A 4,123-nucleotide genomic window follows, 5' to 3' on the forward strand; every position below is an offset into this window, starting at 1 on the left:
TCTCTAGTATAACAAAAAAGCCATCAATTTAATGACTTTTTCAGTAGGCTCGATTTCTTGGGTATCTTTTTTAAAATAAACGGAAGACATGGGATTCGAACCCACGCACGCTGTTACACGCCTACCGCGTTTCCAACACGGCCTCTTAAGCCTCTTGAGTAATCTTCCAATGCTTACTCAAATAGTCTACCATAAAGCCTCTTATCTTGCAATAAAAATTCTGGAAATGAGAAAAATGATAGAATTTGAAAGAAAACGATAAAAAATGCTTGACTTTGAAAGAGAGTGTGATAGAATGAATAGTGTAAACGATAACAGGAGGTGATTCGGTGTTAAAAACAGAGCGGAAACAACTGATTTTAGAGGAGTTAAATCAACATCATGTAGTTTCTCTAGAAAAATTAGTTAGTTTGCTAGAGACCTCAGAATCAACGGTTCGAAGAGATTTGGATGAGTTGGAAGCGGAAAACAAGCTTCGTCGCGTGCATGGTGGAGCAGAATTGCCCCATTCCTTGCAGGAAGAAGAAACCATTCAAGAAAAATCTGTCAAAAACCTTCAAGAGAAGAAGTTACTGGCTCAGAAAGCAGCCTCTCTCATCAAGGAACAAGATGTCATTTTTATCGATGCTGGAACAACAACTGCTTTTTTGATTCATGAATTGGTCAATAAGAATGTTACAGTCGTGACCAACTCGATTCACCATGCTGCTCAGTTGGTTGAAAAGCAGATTCCAACTGTCATGGTTGGAGGAAGTGTCAAGATGGCGACAGATGCGAGTATCGGGGGTGTTGCTCTTAACCAGATTAACCAATTGCACTTTGACCGTGCCTTTATCGGGATGAATGGTGTGGACGATAGTTATTATACGACTCCTGATATGGAAGAGGGAGCTGTGAAGCGTGCTATTTTGGAGAATGCCAAACAGACTTATGTCTTGGTCGATTCGTCCAAAATTGGACAAACTTGCTTTGCTAAGGTAGCACCACTCAAACGAGCTATTGTTATTACAAGTCAAGGGCATGAGCTCTTGCAGGCCATTAAGGAGAAAACGGAGGTAATAGAAGTATGATTTATACAGTCACACTCAATCCGTCTATTGATTATATCGTTCGTTTGGACCAAGTCCAAGTCGGTAGTGTCAATCGTATGGACAGTGATGATAAGTTTGCTGGTGGTAAGGGAATCAATGTTAGCCGTGTCTTGAAACGCTTGGATATTCCAAATACTGCGACAGGCTTCATCGGTGGCTTTACAGGTAAATTTATCACAGACACTTTGGCTGAAGAGCAAATTGAAACACGATTTGTCCAAGTGGCAGAAGATACGCGTATCAATGTTAAAATCAAAGCAGACCAAGAAACAGAAATCAACGGGACTGGTCCAAATGTCGAGCCAGCCCAGCTAGAAGAATTGAAAGCTATTTTATCTAGTCTGACAGCAGAAGATACAGTTGTCTTTGCTGGTTCAAGTGCTAAAAATCTAGGCAATGTCATCTACAAGGATTTGATTGCCTTGACGCGTCAGACGGGTGCGCAAGTGGTTTGTGACTTTGAAGGACAGACCTTAATTGATAGTTTGGCCTACCAGCCGCTTTTGGTCAAACCAAACAATCATGAACTTGGAGCGATTTTTGGGGTTAAACTCGAAAGTTTAGATGAAATTGAGAAATACGCTCGTGAGTTACTGGCTAAAGGTGCTCAAAACGTCATTATCTCTATGGCTGGGGACGGGGCCCTTCTTGTCACATCTGAGGGAGCATACTTTGCAAAACCTATTAAGGGAACAGTGAAAAATTCAGTGGGGGCTGGTGATTCTATGGTTGCTGGATTCACAGGTGAATTTGTCAAATCAAAAGACGCAGTAGAAGCCTTCAAATGGGGAGTTGCTTGTGGAACAGCAACGACCTTCTCAGATGACTTAGCAACAGCAGAATTTATTAAAGAAACATATGAAAAAGTTGAGGTAGAAAAACGATGAAAATTCAAGACCTATTGAGAAAAGATGTTATGTTGCTGGATTTGCAGGCGACTGAAAAAACAGCTGTCATCGACGAGATGATTAAAAGTTTGACAGACCACGGTTATGTGACAGATTTTGAAACCTTTAAAGAAGGCATTTTGGCGCGTGAAGCTTTGACTTCTACAGGTTTGGGTGATGGAATCGCTATGCCTCACAGCAAAAATGCTGCTGTCAAAGATGCGACTGTTCTCTTTGCTAAGTCAAACAAAGGTGTTGACTACGAGAGCTTGGATGGGCAAGCAACTGACCTCTTCTTTATGATTGCAGCTCCAGAAGGTGACAATGATACTCATTTAGCAGCCTTGGCAGAATTGTCTCAATACTTGATGAAAGACGGTTTTGCTGACAAACTTCGTCAAGTAACATCTGCAGACCAAGTTATCGGACTTTTTGACCAAGCTTCAGAAAAAACTGAGGAACCTGTTCAAGCACCTGCCAATGAATCTGGGGACTTTATCGTAGCTGTTACAGCTTGTACAACAGGTATCGCCCACACTTACATGGCTCAAGAATCCCTTCAAAAAGTAGCTTCCGAAATGGGTGTTGGCATCAAGGTTGAAACCAACGGTGCTAGCGGTGTTGGAAACCAGCTAACTGCAGAGGATATCCGCAAGGCTAAAGCCGTTATCATCGCTGCAGACAAGGCTGTTGAAATGGATCGTTTTGATGGCAAACCATTGATCAATCGTCCAGTTGCTGACGGTATCCGTAAGACAGAAGAATTGATTAACATGGCTCTTTCAGGAGATGCTGAAGTTTATCGTGCTGCTAATGGTGCCCAAGCTGCAACAGCCTCTAATGAAAAACAAAGCCTTGGTGGTGCCTTCTACAAACACTTGATGAGTGGTGTATCGCAAATGTTGCCATTTGTTATTGGCGGTGGTATCATGATTGCCCTTGCATTCTTGATTGACGGTGCTTTGGGTGTGCCAAATGAAAACCTTGGTAATCTTGGTTCCTACCATGAGCTAGCTTCTATGTTCATGAAAATTGGTGGAGCTGCCTTTGGTTTGATGCTTCCAGTCTTTGCAGGTTATGTTGCCTACTCTATTGCTGAAAAACCAGGTTTGGTTGCTGGTTTTGTGGCTGGTGCTATTGCCAAAGAAGGTTTTGCCTTTGGTAAAATCCCTTATGCTGCAGGTGGTGAAGCAACTTCAACTCTTGCAGGTGTCTCATCTGGTTTCCTAGGTGCCCTTGTTGGTGGATTTATCGCAGGTGCTTTGGTTCTTGCTATCAAGAAATACGTTAAGGTTCCTCGTTCACTTGAAGGTGCTAAATCTATCCTTCTCTTGCCACTTCTTGGAACAATCTTGACTGGATTTGTCATGCTAGCTGTGAATATCCCAATGGCAGCAATCAACACTGCTATGAATGACTTCCTAGGTGGTCTTGGAGGAGGTTCAGCTGTCCTTCTTGGTATCGTCCTTGGTGGAATGATGGCTGTTGACATGGGTGGACCAGTTAACAAAGCAGCTTATGTTTTTGGTACAGGTACGCTTGCAGCAACTGTTTCTTCAGGAGGTTCTGTAGCCATGGCAGCAGTTATGGCTGGAGGAATGGTACCACCACTTGCAATCTTTGTCGCAACTCTTCTCTTTAAAGACAAATTTACTAAAGAAGAACGCAACTCTGGTTTGACAAACATTATCATGGGCTTGTCATTTATCACTGAGGGAGCAATTCCATTTGGTGCCGCTGACCCAGCTCGTGCGATCCCAAGCTTCATCCTTGGTTCAGCAGTAGCAGGTGGCCTCGTTGGTCTTACTGGTATCAAACTCATGGCGCCACACGGAGGAATCTTCGTTATCGCCCTTACTTCAAATGCTCTCCTTTACTTCGTTTCTGTCTTGGTAGGAGCAATCGTAAGTGGTGTGGTCTATGGTTATCTACGCAAACCTCAAGCAGTTAAATAAAAGGGAACTATATACCAGTTTAAACCAACCACAAAATGTAGTATTTCAACAATATCGAAAAAGACGATTTCCGTTTGGAAATCGTCTTCTCACTATTTCAATAGTTCATACTCAAATAATTTACTTTCAAGCTCATTTTCATAGTATTCAGCTAACCTTGTTTTAAGTTCTTTTAGTTTAATTTTAACTT

General features: G+C 42.3%; 3 protein-coding genes and 1 tRNA gene. 3 read left to right on the top strand and 1 reads right to left on the bottom strand.

Features of this window, described 5'->3' with window-relative positions:
* Nucleotides 1-80: 80 nt before the first annotated feature.
* Nucleotides 81-168, bottom strand: a tRNA-Ser gene (locus tag QZ359_RS01220).
* 161 nt (nucleotides 169-329) lie between these two features.
* Between QZ359_RS01220 and QZ359_RS01225 the strand changes: the two genes are divergently transcribed.
* Genes QZ359_RS01225 through QZ359_RS01235 form a run of 3 tightly spaced genes read left to right on the top strand, consistent with a single transcriptional unit; the run spans nucleotide 330 to nucleotide 3,933 of the window.
* Entirely contained in the window at nucleotides 330-1,070 is a 741-nt protein-coding gene (locus QZ359_RS01225; protein ID WP_293954524.1) for a DeoR/GlpR family DNA-binding transcription regulator, read from the top strand.
* On the top strand, nucleotides 1,067-1,978 hold the full coding sequence (pfkB, locus tag QZ359_RS01230; protein ID WP_293954526.1) for a 1-phosphofructokinase: 912 nt from the start codon (nucleotides 1,067-1,069) through the stop codon (nucleotides 1,976-1,978). Before QZ359_RS01225 ends, pfkB begins: the two co-directional genes overlap by 4 nt.
* Entirely contained in the window at nucleotides 1,975-3,933 is a 1,959-nt protein-coding gene (locus tag QZ359_RS01235) for a fructose-specific PTS transporter subunit EIIC (RefSeq protein WP_293954528.1), read from the top strand. Before pfkB ends, QZ359_RS01235 begins: the two co-directional genes overlap by 4 nt.
* The last annotated feature ends 190 nt before the right edge of the window (nucleotides 3,934-4,123 follow it).

The organism is Streptococcus sp., assembly GCF_019414905.1.
In the GTDB taxonomy this organism is placed as follows: Bacteria; Bacillota; Bacilli; order Lactobacillales; family Streptococcaceae; genus Streptococcus.

What these genes read in the sequence shown, in the direction of transcription:
- pfkB (WP_293954526.1), top strand. Translation starts at nt 1,067, where the DNA reads ATGATTTATACAGTCACACTCAATCCGTCTATTGATTATATCGTTCGT.
- QZ359_RS01235 (WP_293954528.1), top strand. Translation starts at nt 1,975, where the DNA reads ATGAAAATTCAAGACCTATTGAGAAAAGATGTTATGTTGCTGGATTTG.